This window comes from Mixta intestinalis (genome assembly GCF_009914055.1).
Taxonomy (GTDB): Bacteria; Pseudomonadota; Gammaproteobacteria; order Enterobacterales; family Enterobacteriaceae; genus Mixta; species Mixta intestinalis.
This window is the reverse complement of sequence record NZ_CP028271.1, coordinates 2,428,030-2,442,925: the sequence shown is the minus strand read 5'-3', so window position 1 is coordinate 2,442,925 and position 14,896 is coordinate 2,428,030. Positions and strand designations below refer to the sequence as shown.

Here is a 14,896-nt window from a genome sequence, read left to right as displayed (position 1 = left end):
GCCTGCCAGGATAAATATTGTGACCACGCTGGAAAGCACCATCGGTAATACGCCGCTGATTAAACTGCAGCGCCTGACGCCTGCTAACGGCAGCGAAATATGGCTAAAGCTTGAGGGCAACAATCCTGCCGGATCGGTAAAGGATCGGGCCGCGCTGTCAATGATTCAGGGCGCAGAGCGGCGTGGTGAAATCAGCCCCGGCGATCGGCTGATTGAAGCAACCAGCGGCAATACCGGTATCGCGTTGGCCATGATCGCGGCGATTAAGGGCTATTCGCTGAGGTTGCTGATGCCCGACAATATGAGCGCCGAGCGTCAGGCAGCAATGCGCGCCTATGGTGCTGAGCTGGTGCTGGTCAGTCGCGAGCTGGGCATGGAAGGCGCACGCGAGCTGGCGCAGGCAATGGCGGCACGTGGCGAAGGCAAGGTGCTGGATCAGTTTAACAATCCCGATAATCCGCTGGGGCATTACACCACCACCGGGCCGGAAATCTGGCGGCAGAGCGCTGAACGTATCACCCACTTTGTCTCCAGTATGGGCACCACCGGCACCATTACCGGAGTTGGCCGCTATCTGAAAGAGCAAAATCCACAGGTACAAATTATCGGATTACAGCCGCTGGAAGGTAGCAGCATTCCCGGTATTCGCCGCTGGCCTGCCGCCTGGATGCCGGGGATCTGGCGTCCGGAACTGGTCGATCGCATCATAGATATGGGCCAGACGGAAGCAGAAGAAACGATGCGTCAGCTGGCGCAGCGTGAGGGGGTGTTCTGCGGCGTCAGTTCCGGCGGCGCGGTAGCCGGGGCACTGCGCATCGCCGCCGAACATCCAGATAGCGTGGTGGTGGCGATTATTTGCGATCGCGGCGATCGCTATCTCTCCACCGGCGTCTATCAGTAACGCAGCCCCTGGTGGGGCCACGGTTATTCGCGTTCCAGAGCGTGAATCGGATCGAGCCGGGCAGCACGCCGTGCCGGGAAGAAGCCGAAAATCACGCCAATCAGGCTGGAGCAGATAAAGGCTGCCACGATAGAGAAGGGCGAGTAGATCATGCTGAAGCTGTTGGTCACCTGAGCGAGAATCAGGCCCGGCACCAGCGACAGCAGCACGCCGATAATGCCCCCGGTCAGGCAGACCAGTACCGCTTCAATCAGGAACTGCTGCATGATATCGCTGGCGCGCGCGCCTACCGCCATACGAACACCAATTTCCCGCGTGCGCTCGGTTACCGATACCAGCATGATATTCATCACGCCAATGCCGCCTACCAGCAACGAAATCAGGGCAATCATCGCCACCAGCAACGTCATGGTATTGGTGGTATTTTCAATGGTCTGACGGATGCTGTCGGCATTGAAGATGAAAAAGTCTTTATCGGTGTGGCGCTGCGTCATCAGGCGTGTAACACCCTGTTCCGCCAGCGCCAGATCGACATTATCCTTCACCCGCACAGTAATGCCGCTGAGCCAGGTTTGCCCCACCATACGCTTCATTACCGTGGTGTAAGGCAGCCAGATATCAAGGTTACTGTCGTTAACGAAGCTGCTCTGATGGGTAGCGACGCCCACAATGCGCACCGGCATATTTCCCAGCATTAACACCTGGCCCAGCGGATTTTCACCGTTGGCAAATAGCCGATTAAGGGTATTTTTATCAATCACCGCCTCCTGCGCCAGCGTATCAACGCTGTGGCGGTCAAAAGCTTTTCCACTGGTAATCTGATAGCCACGCACGGCAAAAAATTGTTCGCCGACGCCGTTAACCGAGACCGATAGCGCCTGATTACGATATTTCAGCGTGGTATTGGTAGAAAGCAACGGCGTAACGCTGTGGACATAGGGTTGATGTGCCAGCGCGTCCGCATCGCTGGCACGCAGCGTCTGGATCGATGAGGCATGCATGTCGCCAAAATCTTTCCCCGGATAGATCTCCAGCGTGCTGGTACCCATTGCGCTGATTTCATTGAGGATTTTTTGCTGCGAACCCTTGCCAAGCGCCACCACCGCCACCACCGAAGCGATACCGATAATAATGCCCAGCATGGTCAGGAAGGTGCGCAGCCGCTGCGACAGCATAGAAACCAGCGCCATACGGAAAGCTTCGGTGAGACGATCGCGCGCGGCGCGCCAGGCGCTGCCTTTATCACGCGTAGCCAGCCGCTGCGGTGGCGCGGAGCTGGCTTCCTCACGCCGGGTATCGCTAAGAATTTCACCGTCACGAATTTCAATGATGCGCTGGGCGTGCTGCGCAATGTTCATATCGTGCGTCACGATAACGATGGTGTGCCCCTGCTGATGCAGATCGTGCAGAATACGCATCACCTCTTCGCCGCTACGGCTGTCGAGCGCGCCGGTTGGCTCATCGGCCAGAATCACTTCGCCACCGTTCATCAGTGCACGCGCAATACTGACGCGTTGCTGCTGACCGCCGGAAAGCTGGCCGGGGCGGTAATGCAAACGCTCACCCAGGCCGAGACGGGTTAGCAGGGCGGTAGCGCGTTCCCGGCGTGCCTGTGGTGCTTTACCGGCATAGATAGCGGGCATTTCGGCGTTGCCCAGCGCCGTCAGCTCGCTCAGCAGGTGATAACGCTGGAAGATAAAGCCGAAGTGCTCACGACGCAGCGCCGCCAGCGCATCATCGTCCAGCGCTGAGACGGCACGTCCGGCAACGAGATAGTCCCCGGAACTGGCTTTATCAAGACAGCCGAGGATATTCATCAGCGTCGATTTGCCCGATCCTGATTGTCCGACGATAGCAACAAACTCTCCGGCTTCGATAGCGAGATGAATGTTGTGCAGCACCTGCACTTGCTGTTCGCCGTTCTGGAATGAACGGCTGATATTGTTAAGTTCCAGCAGCGCCATTAGCGTGGCCCCGGTCCGGGAGGTGCATCGTTGGCGGCCGCCTCACTACGCTGACCCAGCACGACTTTTTCGCCCACTTTCAGGCCGGAAACAATTTCGGCTTCGATATTATCATTCAGCCCTACCTGCACTTCGCGGCGCGTTAGCTGCTGGTTAGCCTCTAACACCTGCACCGTGGTTTTGCCATCGACGTTGTCAATAGCGGTGGCAGGGATGACCAGCGCGTTTGGACGCTCGCCCAGCACGATATGCACTTCCGCCGACATAGAAATACGCAGGCGATGCTGCGGGTTAGGCACGTCAAACAGACCGTAATAGTAGATAGCCTTTTTATCGCTTGAGCTGCTGGAAGAACCGGTCAGGCTGCTGCTCTCTTCATTAATGGAGTCTGGCGCGGGTTCAATGGCGCGCAGGGTTGCTTCGTAACGTTTATTCGGTTCGCCAAGAATAGAAAACCATACCTTCATGCCTGGTTCGACTTTAATCACATCCGCTTCGGAAATTTGCGCTTTCACCGTCATGGTATCGAGATTGGCAACTTTCATCAGCGTCGGGGCGCTTTGCACGGCGTTAACCGTCTGTCCGGCCTCGACCGGTACGGAAACCACGGTGCCATCAATCGGTGATACGATGCGGGTATAGCCTAAATTTACCTGCGCGGTATTTACCTCAATCTGTGCCTGAGCAATCTGCGCTTCCAGCGCACGAATTTCCGCTTCGGTGGCGCTTAGCGTCGCCAGCGCGCTGTCATAATCCGCTTTCGGCGTCAGGTTTTTCTCTAACATTGCTTTCTGGCGTGCAAAGGCGGCGCGGAAGTTGGTGAGCTGGGCCAGCTTTGCCGCGCGCTGTGCTTCAATATTTTTTAGCGCCGCCTGCGCGTTTTGCAGGGCATTTTGCTGTGTCATGCTGTCGATTTCTGCCACCAGCTGCCCCTGTTTAACCTGATCGCCCAGATCTACCAGCAGGCGTTTGATCTGACCGGACGCCTGTGCACCGACGCTGACCAGCTTGCTGGCAGAAAGCGTACCGTCTGCCAGGACTTCCTGCTGTAGCGGACGCTGCTCAACGGTGGCGGTCAGAAATTCTGCGGGAGCCTGATGTGGGCGCAGCAGTAGCCAGGCGATAACGGCGGCAATCAGCAAAAAAATCAGCAGTAAGAAGCCTTTACGTTTAAATAAGGTGCGGCGTAATGCCATGACGGAGATCCCTGAAACGAAGAAAGCACTGGTATAACGCAAAAGGCTGCCACAATAAAGCGAAACGACCGTTCAATAAGGTGCCATTCTCTGTAAGGATTCAGTAAAACCTGCTGCGCAACGACAGGCTTACGGTCAAAATAGCGTCAACCGTGATTGAGAGTAGATGTATGAAGATTCTGTTAGTTGATGACGATCTTGAGTTGGGCACCATGCTCAGCGAATATTTATTGGGTGAAGGCTTTGAAGCCTCGCTGGTGCTGACCGGACAGGCGGGTATTGATGGCGCGCTGTCGGGGAAATTCCAGGCGGTGATCCTGGACATTATGCTGCCGGATATGAGCGGCACCGATGTGCTGCGTCAGGTACGGCAGAGCAGCCGCATTCCGGTAATTATGCTGACGGCGAAAGGGGACAATATCGATCGGGTTATCGGCCTGGAGATGGGGGCTGACGATTATGTGCCTAAGCCCTGCTATCCGCGTGAGCTGGTGGCACGCCTGCGTGCAGTGCTGCGTCGCATAGATGAGCAGCCGATGCAGTCGGAGAAAAAAGAGGTGGTGCGCTGGGGCGACCTGACGCTGAATCCGGCCACGCGCATCAGCGAATGGAAAAACAAGCCGTTTGATTTAACCGCTTCAGAGTTCAACTTACTCGATCTGCTACTACGCTCGCCCGATCGCGTGGTAACAAAAGATGAGCTGTCCGAGAAAGGTCTGGGGCGTCCGCGTGAGGCTTATGATCGTAGCGTTGATGTGCATATCAGCAATATTCGACAGAAGCTGGCGGGGCTGGCCGGTGATGCGATCAATATCGAAACCGTGCGCAGCATCGGCTACCGCATTCGATGAGTAGCCGTTTTCAGGGGCGTCTGTTCTGGAAAATCCTGTTTGGCTTCTGGCTGGTCTTTTTTCTGATTAGCCAGCTGCTGTGGCTGGGTTTTACGCTTTATGGCAAACATCGGGAACCGCCGGAACATATTGCCACGCGGCGCATCGTTAATTTGCAAATGGCTTCGGCGGTATCGGTTTTGCAGCATGGTGGCCTGCCTGCGCTGGATAATATGATGTCGGACTGGTCGCCCGGTGACCGACGCTTTTTTTCAGTAACGCCGATGCCTTTTCCGCCGCAGGAAATGTCGCGCCGTCAGCTTAACGCCACACTACAGGGGAAGGGTTATCCCGATCAGGTGATAGAGTGGGTGACCGGCGCGGACGGGCAGCAGTATCAGCTGCGTTACGATGTAAAAGGGCTGCGCGAGGATAGCGAGATGGGTGGCCCGCCGCCTAAAATTCTCAATATCCCGGAGCCGATTTTCTGGTTTGCCGGGCTGATGGGGCTGCTGTTCAGTTCGCTGCTGGCCTGGAACCTGACGCGTCCGATGCGCCAGCTCCGGCTGGGATTCGCCCGCGTCTCAAATGGCGATCTTTCCGTACGGCTCTACCCGCAAATGCGTCGCCGCCATGATGAACTGTCGGTTGTGGCGCGCGATTTTGACGCTATGGTGGAGCGCCTCGCGGTGCTGGTAAAGGCGCGTGAAGAGCTGCTGCACGATATTTCCCATGAGTTGCGCTCGCCGCTGGCGCGTTTGCAGCTGGCAACCGGGCTGGCTCGACAGACGCCGGAAACGGTGCAGGCGTCTCTCGATCGCATTGATGACGAGGCACGACGCCTGGATAAGATGATCGGCGAGTTGCTGACGCTGTCGCGTGCGGAAAATGAAAATATGCCCGACGAGCAATATTTCGATCTCTACGGTCTGCTGGAAACGGTGGTCAACGATGCCCGCTATGAGGCGCAGTTGCCCGGCGTGGAGATAGTGCTGGAGGCGGACCAGGACGCAGATTATACCGTGAAGGGCAATGCGGAGCTGGTACGGCGGGCGGTAGAGAATGTGGTGCGTAACGCGCTGCGCTATTCGTTACAGGGCCAGCGGGTGATGATCGCTTTACGCGCTGAGGACGGCTGGCTTGCGGTCCGCGTCAGTGACAGCGGCCCAGGCGTGGACGCCGATAAGCTTTCCAGTATTTTCGATCCCTTTGTGCGGGTGAATTCGCCGTTGCAGGGTAAGGGATATGGGCTGGGATTATCTATCGTGCGCAAGGTAGTGCTGGCGCATCATGGCGAAGTACAGGCGGCAAACGGGCGTAACGGCGGGCTGGAGATGACAATTCGTCTGCCGCACTGGCAGGGGAATTAAATAACAGGCATCAAGTATTAAGCAAAATAAAAACGGCGCCCTGAAGCGCCGTTCGTTTTATGACGTTAGCCGTTATTTTTTAATGCGGATAACTGGCGTTTCACCTACGGTGACCTGACCAGTGAGCTTGGTCAGCTCTTTAATTTCATCCATATTAGAGATCACAACCGGCGTCAGCGTAGATTTGGCTTTCTCTTCCAGCAGTGGCAGATCGAACTCAATAACAACATCGCCTTTTTTCACTTTCTGGCCTTCTTCCGCGATGCGTTTAAAGCCTTCGCCTTTCAGCTCTACGGTATCAATACCAAAGTGAACAAACAGCTCAATGCCGTTCTCAGATTCGATAGAGAATGCATGGTTGGTTTCGAAGATTTTGCCGATGGTGCCATCAACCGGAGCAACCATTTTGTTGCCTGCCGGTTTAATTGCGATACCATCGCCGACAATCTTCTCCGCAAATACTACGTCTGGCACGTCTTCGATATTTACGATCTCACCAGAGAGCGGGGCGACGATCTCAATAGTGCCAGATGCGCTTTCTGTTTTATCACCAAAAAGTTTGGAAAAAAAACCCATGATCTTCTCCTAAGCAGTAATGTTGGGCCAGCGTATCGCGGAATCAGCAGAGTGTTTTTTCTTTAATGAACTTGTTGACCAGGTTCATCAACTCTTCCGCGGTCGGTTGAGCCAGAGCCTGCTCTGCTAATGCCTTAGCATCTTCGAAGTTCGTATTACGAATGATCTTCTTGATGCGCGGGATAGAAATGGCACTCATGCTGAATTCGTCCAGCCCCATTCCCAATAACAGTAGTGTAGCACGTTCATCACCTGCCAGCTCACCACACATGCCGGTCCACTTACCTTCGGCATGAGAAGCATCAATAACCTGCTTGATCAAACCAAGCACCGACGGCGTCATTGGGTTATAAAGATGGGAAATCAGATCGTTACCACGATCCACCGCCAGAGTATACTGCGTTAGGTCGTTTGTCCCAATACTAAAGAAGTCAACTTCTTTTGCAAGATGACGAGCAATGACCGCCGAAGCCGGGGTTTCAACCATAATCCCCACTTCAATGGCTTCGTCGAAGGCTTTGCCTTCTTCACGCAGCTGCGCCTTCAGCATCTCCAGTTCCGCCTTCAGGAAGCGAACTTCTTCTACCGAGATGATCATCGGGAACATGATACGCAGTTTGCCGAACGCAGAAGCACGCAGGATTGCGCGCAGCTGCGCGTGCAGAATTTCTTTACGATCCATGGCGATACGGATCGCACGCCAGCCGAGGAACGGGTTATCCTCTTTCGGCAGGTTCATATAAGGCAGGTCTTTATCACCGCCGATATCCATAGTACGGACGATGACCGCCTGCGATCCCATTGCTTCGGCAACGGCTTTATAGGCCTGGAACTGTTCTTCTTCGGTCGGCAGCGCGTCACGGTCCATAAACAGGAACTCGGTACGGTAGAGGCCGACACATTCAGCGCCGTTGCGCTCTGCGCCAGGGATATCGCGCACGGTACCGATATTGGCACCTACTTCAACCTGATGGCCATCCAGCGTAATTGCTGGCAGATCTTTCAGCTTGGCCAGTTCATTTTTTTCGCTCAGGTACTGATGCTGTACCGCTTTCAGCTCTTCGATGACTTCAGCAGTCGGGTTAACGTAAATCTTGTTGTTAACGCCATCCAGAATCAGATAATCATCGTTCTTAACGCGACTGGTGACGTCACCGGTGCCGACAATAGCAGGCAGCTCAAGCGAACGGGCCATAATAGAGGTGTGAGAAGTACGACCGCCCAGATCGGTAATAAAGCCCAGCACTTTTTTCAGGTTCAGCTGTGCGGTTTCAGACGGCGTCAGATCTCTTGCAACCAGGATGACTTCATCTTTAATCGCGCTCAGATCAACAATGTGCAGGCCGAGAATGTTTTGCAGCAGACGTTTACCGATGTCACGTACGTCAGCGGCACGTTCTTTCAGGTATTCGTCATCGAGCTCTTCCAGCGCCTTCGCCTGGCCTTCGATCACACTATGGGTCGCGGCATCGGCAGAAGCCAGTTCATCTTTAATCAGGCTGATGATTTCCTGCTCAAGCTCTTCATCTTCCAGCAGCATGATATGACCTTCGAAGATGGCTTCTTTCTCTTCGCCGAAGGTTTCACCTGCTTTAATTTTGATGGCTTCCAGCTGTGCAGCCGCTTTACGGCGACCTTCAATAAAGCGCGCAACTTCTTGATCAACCTGATCGGCAGAAATTTTCTTCCGGTTGATAACGATTTCATCTTCTTTCAGCAGAAGTGCCTTGCCGAAAGCGATACCCGGTGATGCTAAAATGCCTGAAATCATAACCCTACCTTTTTATAACGATGCCTACCAGGCTAAACGAGGTGCCAGGATCCTGCGGGACCGTATTGTACTGAGGCAACAACGCGGACTTAATGTCCGCGATCGATATGTTTGCACTCAGTTGCCTGATGAAACGGTTTTTCGTCGACTGGTCGATTACTCGAGTTCAGCCATCAGTTTAACCAGATGCTCAACGGCCTGCTGCTCATCTTCACCTTCAGCAGACAGCGTCACCACGGTACCCTGAGTCAGACCCAGCGTTTGCAGTTTAAACAGGCTTTTTGCACTGGCGGATTTGCCGTTGGAAGTCACGGTGATTTCAGAGGCAAACGCTTTTGCTTCTTTAACGAACTGAGCAGCCGGACGAGTGTGCAGGCCATTAGGTGCGGTGATGGTAACTTCTTGCTGGAACATTATATTTCCCCAACTTAATTAGGTTTGGTGTTTTGTCTCTAAAGTCTAGCCTGGCGGTCAGACTTTAGCCTGTGAAGGTCGCGCTGGTTCGAGTACGGGACTCACCAAAAGATGCGCAGTTAAGGCATGAGAGCCAGCGGCGCAAAAACAAGTTTTCGCTTCGCTGCTCCACTCCTCATTATGCCGCCTGTTACGCTATTCCGCCAAATCAGTAAATCGATTCAGCTTGATCCAGTTCAAGCGGCGATTAATTTTGTGGTTCGAAATAATTGCATGCTTAAATACCAGAGCCATTACCCTGAATCAACGCTTATGGGGGGTAAAGTTTGATGTATGCCACAAAAAAGCGCCCCTTTGGGCGCTTTTTGCTACATTTTTAATTTTCTGGCACTGTTATTGCATTTCTTTTTCGCTGAACAGATCGGCAAACAGCGCGGTACTTAAATAGCGTTCACCGGAAGAGGGCAGGATAACGACGATATTCTTGTTAGCGAAAGATTCATCTTCCTGTAACTTAAGCGCAGCGGCAACGGCGGCACCGGAAGAGATACCGGCCAGAATGCCTTCTTCGTCCATCAGACGACGAGCGGTAGAAATGGCTTCTTCATTCGTTATGGCAACCACGCGATCCACCAGGCTCAAATCAAGGTTACCTGGAATAAATCCAGCCCCAATACCCTGAATCTTGTGGGGGCCAGGCTTCACTTCCTGTCCGGCCAGGGTTTGGGCGATTACCGGCGAATCAGTCGGCTCTACCGCAACGCTAATCAGCGATTTTTTTCCTTTGGTGTTCTTAATGTAGCGCGTCACACCTGTCAGCGTACCGCCGGTGCCGACGCCGGAAATAAAGACGTCCACTTCGCCATCGGTATCTTCCCAGATCTCCGGGCCGGTCGTTTTTTCGTGGATCTCCGGGTTTGCCGGATTACTGAACTGTTGCAACATCAGAAACTTATCAGGATCGCTGGCAACGATCTCTTCCGCTTTGGCAATGGCACCTTTCATGCCTTTGGCACCTTCGGTCAGCACCAGGCTGGCACCTAATGCTTTTAACAGCTTACGGCGCTCAACGGACATCGTTTCCGGCATCGTCAGCGTCAGCTTATAGCCGCGCGCAGCGGCAACGTAGGCCAGTGCGATACCGGTGTTACCGCTGGTTGGCTCTACCAGCTCAATGCCCGGTTTCAGGATGCCACGTTTTTCCGCATCCCATATCATATTGGCACCGATACGGCATTTGACGCTGAAGCTGGGGTTACGGGACTCAACCTTCGCCAAAATGCGACCATTGCCGATGCGGTTCAGTCGAACCAGCGGCGTATGACCGATTGTCAAAGAGTTGTCTTCATAAATCTTGCTCATAGCCCGTCCTTAACTGTATGAATTTTGGGAAACCCTGAGAGCATACCTTTTCCAGTTTCGCAAGGAAGGAAGGAAATAGTATATGGATATGTTTAGTCGAAATAAGCCGCAGTGAAAATGCATAAGCGCCTAAGCCTGCGGTAATAATCGCCCGCCGCGCCGTAGAAAAAGGCGGCGCGGCGCGATTTATCGTATGTCGTTACGCCGCCGCGTATCCTGCCCCAACTGATGACGATAGCGATCGACCCACATTGCCGTCGCGCCGCAAACCGCTACCGGCATAATCGCCAGATTCAACAGCGGGATCATAGTGAACAGGCTGACCAGCGCGCCAAACTGCATATTGTCAGTTTTGTGCTGGCGCAATGCGCTACGCATTTGCGGAAAACTCACCTTATGATTATCGAAAGGGTAATCACAATATTGAATCGAAAGCGTCCAGGCGCTGAACAGAAACCACAGCACTGGCGCAACGGTCTGGCCGAAACCGGGAACAAAGTAGAGCAGCAGCAGGCCCAGTGCGCGCGGTAAATACCAGGCGAGCTTCTGCCACTCCCGCTTCATGATGCGCGGAACGTCTTTACACATCGCCAGCCAGCCGCTGTCCGGCATTGGCTGCCCCGTCAGACGGCCTTCCAGCTGTTCCGCCAACAGCCCGCAAAAGGGGGCGGCGATCCAGTTGGCGAGGGTAGAAAAGAAATAGCTAAACACCAGCACGATGGAAAGGACGGTCAGCGGCCAGAGCAGATAGCTTAGCCACTGTAACCACTCCGGTACGTGCGACATCAGCTGGGGTATCCAGCGCCCCAGGCTGTGAAATAGCCAGGCAAAGGCACCGCCAAGCAGGATAACATTCACCAGCAACGGAATAAGGACGAAGCGGCGAATGCCCGGCAGGCGGATTAATTTCCAGCCCTGTGCAAAATAATGGATGCCGTTACCGGCAGCGGGAGGATGGGTGGTCATCAACAGTTTTTCTCCTCGATTGGTCAGGCGAGGCTATCATAACCTGACTTTTTTCGCATACCAGATGTCTGGTGGCTGAAAAAGCAGCAAAAAAGCGAGGTGTCTCTATCTTATTTGTCATAAAATACGGCGCAGACTTGCACTTGTTTAGCGGGACAAATACAGTTAGAGGATAAAGTTTGCCGTGGTGGCAAGGTATTGGAACAACAGAGAATACAATGATGCAGGATTTGCGTCTGATATTAATCGTTGTTGGTGCGATCGCCATAATAGCGCTTCTCCTTCACGGCCTGTGGACCAGCCGTAAAGAGCGCTCATCCGTTTTTCGCGATCGCCCGCACAAGCGTTTAAAACAGGATGATGAAGAGAACCTGACCGGGGATGATGATTCCGGCGTGGGCGAGGTACGCGTGCGTCGCGCACCCGCGAAGTCTTCCCATAATGAACCCTCTTTTGATGGCTTTGCCGCAGAGGACGAAGAGCCAGTGCCACGTCCTGTACCGCGTAAGCCGCAAACGGCTCGTGGTGGCGTTCCGGTTGCCGCACGCCCGGAGCGCGATCCGCTGTTTGACAGCGAGCCAGCCGCAGAGGCTGATAACGAGACGCCGGTAATTGAACCACAGAGCGAGCGGCAGCCGGTTGCTGCGCCGCGCACGCCGCAGCCAGCGGCACCGCGTCAGCCTGAAGAACCAACCATAGCGCTGCCGGAAGAAGATAATCCGCAGTGGCAGGATGAGGACGACGAACCGACGCTTGCTGCGCCTGCTGAAGAGTCTACCGCGCCTGCACCCGCTGCGCCGAGAGAAGAAGCGCGTCGTAAAGAGACGGTGCTGGTTCTGCACGTAGCAGCCCATGCTGGCGGTACGCTGAATGGCGAAAGCCTGCTGCAGGGGATTTTGCAGGCGGGCTTCCAGTTCGGTGAAATGAATATTTTCCATCGCCATCTTAGCCCGGCTGGAAGTGGGCCGGTGCTGTTTAGCCTGGCGAACATGGTAAAACCTGGCTCGTTTAACCCGGATGCGATGGGTGATTTCACTACGCCCGGCGTCTCTATCTTTATGATGGTACCGTCCTATGGCGATCCGAACCAAAACTTTAAGCTAATGCTACAGTCGGCGCAGCGCATTGCTGATGATGTCGGCGGCGTTGTGCTGGATGATGAGCGTCGCATGATGACGCCGCAAAAACTGGAAACCTATAAGGCGCGTATTCGCGACGTTATCGACGCTAACGCCTGATTGACCGGTTTACTTTTCCTTTTCTGAACCCCCGCTTGCGGGGGTTTTCTTTCTCTGATGGTGCGTTATGGAATCCGTACAAGACAAAATTACCGAGCTGCGAACCACGCTTCGTCATCATGAATATCTCTATCACGTGCTGGACGCGCCGGAAATTCCCGATGCGGAATACGATCGCCTGATGCGTGAGCTGCGGGCGCTGGAAGAACAGCATCCCGATCTGATTACGGCGGATTCGCCTACCCAGCGCGTTGGTGCCGCACCGCTGACGGCGTTTGAGCAGGTGCGTCATGAGGTGCCGATGCTGTCGCTCGATAACGTATTCGATGAGGCGGGCTACCTGGCGTTTAACAAGCGCGTGCAGGATCGCCTGAAAAGCAGCGATGATATTACCTTCTGCTGCGAGCTAAAGCTGGATGGGCTGGCAGTCAGCCTGCTGTATGAGGATGGCTTGCTGGTACGCGCCGCTACGCGCGGTGATGGCACCACCGGCGAAAATATTACCGCCAACGTGCGAACTATTCGTGCGATTCCGCTGCGTCTGCATGGCGATAACATCCCGGCTCGCCTGGAAGTGCGCGGCGAAGTGTTTATGAACCAAAGCGGCTTTGAAAAGTTGAACGAAGAAGCGCGCCGCACCGGTGGCAAAGTCTTCGCCAACCCGCGTAACGCGGCGGCGGGATCGCTACGTCAGCTCGATCCGCGCATTACGGCGAAACGCCCGCTTACCTTCTTCTGCTACGGCTTTGGGCTGGTAGAAGGCGGCGAGTTGCCGCATAGCCACTGGGAGCGGCTACAACAGTTTAAAGCCTGGGGAATTCCGGTCAGCGATCGCATTCGTCTTAGCCACAGCGCGGAAGAGGTGCTGGCTTTTTATCATCAGGTAGAAAAGGAACGCCCGGAACTGGGCTTCGATATTGATGGCGTGGTGATCAAGGTAGATTCACAGGCGTTACAGGAACGGTTGGGCTTTGTTGCACGCGCGCCGCGCTGGGCGGTTGCCTTTAAGTTTCCGGCGCAGGAGCAGCTTACCACGGTACGTGACGTTGAGTTTCAGGTAGGGCGCACCGGGGCCATTACGCCGGTTGCGCGACTGGAGCCGGTGCAGGTGGCGGGCGTTATGGTCAGCAATGCGACATTGCACAACGCAGATGAAATTGCCCGCCTGGGGCTGCGCATTGGCGATCGCGTGGTAATTCGCCGTGCGGGTGATGTCATTCCGCAGGTGGTTAACGTGGTGGAGTCGGAGCGCGGCAGCGATACGCGAGAGGTGGTTTTCCCCAGCCATTGTCCGGTATGCGGCTCGGATGTCGAGCGTGTCGAGGGCGAAGCGGTAACGCGCTGTACCGGTGGCCTGATCTGCGGTGCTCAGCGTAAAGAGGCGTTAAAGCATTTCGTTTCACGGCGCGCGATGGATGTTGAAGGAATGGGCGATAAAATTATCGACCAGCTGGTAGAGAAAGAGTATGTCAAAACGCCTGCCGATCTGTTCCGCCTCAGCGCCGGGATACTGACCGGTCTGGATCGAATGGGGCCAAAATCGGCACAGAACGTTGTGGACGCGCTGGAGAAGGCGAAGGCCACTACGCTGCCGCGCTTCCTCTATGCGCTGGGCATCCGTGAAGTTGGCGAAGCGACAGCGGTAAACCTGGCGAACCATTTCGGCACGCTGGAAAAGATCATGGATGCCGATCTGGAGGCGCTGATTGCCGTGCAGGACGTTGGTAAAATCGTGGCGACGCACGTGCGTAACTTTATGGAAGAAGAGAGTAACCGCGAGGTCATTCGTCAGCTGGTTGAGGATATCGGTATTCACTGGCCGGAGATCACCCTGATTAACGTCGAACAGCTGGATAATCCGTTCGCGGGTAAAACCGTGGTGCTGACCGGTTCATTGAGTATTATGTCACGCGACGAGGCTAAAGATCGCCTTAGCGCGCTGGGGGCAAAGGTCAGCGGCAGCGTCTCGAAGAAAACCGATCTGGTGATTGCTGGCGAGGCCGCAGGCTCCAAGCTGGCGAAAGCGCAGGAGCTGGGTATCGAAGTGATTGATGAAGCGGAGATGATCCGCCTGCTGGATGCTTCGCATGGATAAGCAGCAGCTGGTGGAGATCGCCAATACCCTGATGCCGTTTGGTAAATATCAGGGACGGCGGCTGATCGATCTGCCGGAGCCTTACCTGCTGTGGTTCGCCCGTAAGGGCGAATTTCCGGCAGGAAAACTGGGAGAGCTGATGCAGCTGACGCTGGCGATTAAAATCGAAGGGCTGGAAAGCCTGGTGCAGCCGCTGAAACAGTAAAATTAATC

The 14,896-nt window shown here is 54.8% G+C and carries 13 protein-coding genes; 6 read left to right on the top strand and 7 right to left on the bottom strand.

Annotated features, from left to right (window positions below; all coding sequences use genetic code 11):
• Positions 1–19: 19 nt before the first annotated feature.
• Entirely contained in the window at positions 20–901 is an 882-nt protein-coding gene (cysM, locus tag C7M51_RS11345; RefSeq protein ID WP_160621888.1) for a cysteine synthase CysM, read from the top strand.
• Between the two features lie 23 nt (positions 902–924).
• On the opposite strand, the gene C7M51_RS11340 is transcribed toward cysM, so the two are convergent.
• Positions 925–2,865, bottom strand: coding sequence for a MacB family efflux pump subunit (locus C7M51_RS11340; RefSeq protein WP_160621887.1), 1,941 nt, complete (start codon positions 2,863–2,865; stop codon positions 925–927).
• Positions 2,865–4,061: an efflux RND transporter periplasmic adaptor subunit gene (locus C7M51_RS11335; protein WP_160621886.1), complete on the bottom strand. Its 1,197-nt coding sequence runs from the start codon at positions 4,059–4,061 to the stop codon at positions 2,865–2,867. The genes C7M51_RS11340 and C7M51_RS11335 overlap by 1 nt, the downstream gene beginning before the upstream one ends.
• A 170-nt stretch (positions 4,062–4,231) precedes the next feature.
• Between C7M51_RS11335 and C7M51_RS11330 the strand changes: the two genes are divergently transcribed.
• Together C7M51_RS11330 and C7M51_RS11325 are read left to right on the top strand one after the other, a co-directional pair.
• Entirely contained in the window at positions 4,232–4,912 is a 681-nt protein-coding gene (locus C7M51_RS11330; RefSeq protein ID WP_160621885.1) for a response regulator transcription factor, read from the top strand.
• Positions 4,909–6,261: an ATP-binding protein gene (locus tag C7M51_RS11325; protein WP_160621884.1), complete on the top strand. Its 1,353-nt coding sequence runs from the start codon at positions 4,909–4,911 to the stop codon at positions 6,259–6,261. The genes C7M51_RS11330 and C7M51_RS11325 overlap by 4 nt, the downstream gene beginning before the upstream one ends.
• Positions 6,262–6,333: 72 nt before the next feature.
• On the opposite strand, the gene crr is transcribed toward C7M51_RS11325, so the two are convergent.
• From crr to cysZ, 5 genes are all read right to left on the bottom strand, one after another.
• Positions 6,334–6,837 carry a PTS glucose transporter subunit IIA gene (gene crr / locus C7M51_RS11320; protein WP_160621883.1) on the bottom strand — a complete coding sequence of 168 codons (504 nt, stop codon included), beginning with the start codon at positions 6,835–6,837 and terminating at the stop codon, positions 6,334–6,336.
• 43 nt (positions 6,838–6,880) lie between these two features.
• Positions 6,881–8,608: a phosphoenolpyruvate-protein phosphotransferase PtsI gene (gene ptsI, locus C7M51_RS11315; protein ID WP_160621882.1), complete on the bottom strand. Its 1,728-nt coding sequence runs from the start codon at positions 8,606–8,608 to the stop codon at positions 6,881–6,883.
• A gap of 156 nt (positions 8,609–8,764) precedes the next feature.
• Positions 8,765–9,022 (bottom strand): phosphocarrier protein Hpr, encoded by a 258-nt coding sequence (ptsH, locus tag C7M51_RS11310; RefSeq protein WP_038624898.1) that lies wholly within the window; start codon positions 9,020–9,022, stop codon positions 8,765–8,767.
• A gap of 393 nt (positions 9,023–9,415) precedes the next feature.
• On the bottom strand, positions 9,416–10,384 hold the full coding sequence (cysK, locus tag C7M51_RS11305) for a cysteine synthase A (RefSeq protein WP_160621881.1): 969 nt from the start codon (positions 10,382–10,384) through the stop codon (positions 9,416–9,418).
• A gap of 186 nt (positions 10,385–10,570) precedes the next feature.
• Complete coding sequence (cysZ, locus tag C7M51_RS11300) at positions 10,571–11,350, bottom strand: sulfate transporter CysZ (protein WP_160621880.1); 780 nt, start codon at positions 11,348–11,350, stop codon at positions 10,571–10,573.
• Between the two features lie 218 nt (positions 11,351–11,568).
• Here cysZ and zipA point away from each other — a divergent pair, with 218 nt between their 5' ends.
• The 3 genes from zipA to C7M51_RS11285 all read left to right on the top strand — a co-directional run bounded on the left by zipA (position 11,569) and on the right by C7M51_RS11285 (position 14,888).
• Positions 11,569–12,588 carry a cell division protein ZipA gene (gene zipA, locus C7M51_RS11295; RefSeq protein WP_160621879.1) on the top strand — a complete coding sequence of 340 codons (1,020 nt, stop codon included), beginning with the start codon at positions 11,569–11,571 and terminating at the stop codon, positions 12,586–12,588.
• Positions 12,589–12,655: 67 nt separating this feature from the next.
• Positions 12,656–14,683, top strand: coding sequence for an NAD-dependent DNA ligase LigA (gene ligA / locus C7M51_RS11290; RefSeq protein ID WP_160621878.1), 2,028 nt, complete (start codon positions 12,656–12,658; stop codon positions 14,681–14,683).
• Positions 14,676–14,888 (top strand): DUF3820 family protein, encoded by a 213-nt coding sequence (locus C7M51_RS11285; protein WP_160621877.1) that lies wholly within the window; start codon positions 14,676–14,678, stop codon positions 14,886–14,888. Before ligA ends, C7M51_RS11285 begins: the two co-directional genes overlap by 8 nt.
• Positions 14,889–14,896 lie beyond the last annotated feature (8 nt).

What these genes read in the sequence shown, in the direction of transcription:
- C7M51_RS11340 (WP_160621887.1), bottom strand. Translation starts at nt 2,865, where the DNA reads ATGGCGCTGCTGGAACTTAACAATATCAGCCGTTCATTCCAGAACGGC.
- C7M51_RS11285 (WP_160621877.1), top strand. Translation starts at nt 14,676, where the DNA reads ATGGATAAGCAGCAGCTGGTGGAGATCGCCAATACCCTGATGCCGTTT.
- ptsH (WP_038624898.1), bottom strand. Translation starts at nt 9,022, where the DNA reads ATGTTCCAGCAAGAAGTTACCATCACCGCACCTAATGGCCTGCACACT.
- ptsI (WP_160621882.1), bottom strand. Translation starts at nt 8,608, where the DNA reads ATGATTTCAGGCATTTTAGCATCACCGGGTATCGCTTTCGGCAAGGCA.
- C7M51_RS11330 (WP_160621885.1), top strand. Translation starts at nt 4,232, where the DNA reads ATGAAGATTCTGTTAGTTGATGACGATCTTGAGTTGGGCACCATGCTC.
- ligA (WP_160621878.1), top strand. Translation starts at nt 12,656, where the DNA reads ATGGAATCCGTACAAGACAAAATTACCGAGCTGCGAACCACGCTTCGT.
- zipA (WP_160621879.1), top strand. Translation starts at nt 11,569, where the DNA reads ATGATGCAGGATTTGCGTCTGATATTAATCGTTGTTGGTGCGATCGCC.
- cysK (WP_160621881.1), bottom strand. Translation starts at nt 10,384, where the DNA reads ATGAGCAAGATTTATGAAGACAACTCTTTGACAATCGGTCATACGCCG.
- C7M51_RS11325 (WP_160621884.1), top strand. Translation starts at nt 4,909, where the DNA reads ATGAGTAGCCGTTTTCAGGGGCGTCTGTTCTGGAAAATCCTGTTTGGC.
- crr (WP_160621883.1), bottom strand. Translation starts at nt 6,837, where the DNA reads ATGGGTTTTTTTTCCAAACTTTTTGGTGATAAAACAGAAAGCGCATCT.
- C7M51_RS11335 (WP_160621886.1), bottom strand. Translation starts at nt 4,061, where the DNA reads ATGGCATTACGCCGCACCTTATTTAAACGTAAAGGCTTCTTACTGCTG.
- cysZ (WP_160621880.1), bottom strand. Translation starts at nt 11,350, where the DNA reads ATGACCACCCATCCTCCCGCTGCCGGTAACGGCATCCATTATTTTGCA.